Here is a 422-nt window from a genome sequence, read left to right on the forward strand (position 1 = left end):
CCGGTTGCACCAGTAAGTCCTATCGGACCCTGAGCACCTGTCTCACCTTTTTCGCCCTGGTCGCCTTTCGCTCCAGTATCTCCTTTTTCACCTTTGTCACCTTTGTCGCCCTTAGCTCCGGTTACCCCTTGGATGCCTTGAGCACCAGTCTCACCCTTGTCGCCTTGATCTCCCTTGGCACCTGTATCTCCTTTGTCACCTTTTTCGCCAGTGGCTCCAGTATCACCTTTGTCACCCTTATCACCTTGGTCACCCTTGGCTCCGGTCGCACCAGTATCTCCCTGGTCGCCTTTAGCACCGGTATCTCCTTTAGCTCCAGTATCACCTTTGGCACCTGTATCTCCTTTGGCTCCGTCAGCACCAGTTAATCCTATTGGACCCTGAACTCCCGTTGCTCCAGTATCACCTTTCTCACCGGTTAC

General features: G+C 53.8%; 1 pseudogene. It reads right to left on the reverse strand.

The window, feature by feature from the left end:
* Positions 1 to 422, reverse strand: a pseudogene (locus tag MWU84_RS24135) (collagen-like protein); the annotation flags it as partial.

It is taken from the genome of Arenibacter sp. F20364, from assembly GCF_023015905.1.
Taxonomy (GTDB): Bacteria; Bacteroidota; Bacteroidia; order Flavobacteriales; family Flavobacteriaceae; genus Arenibacter.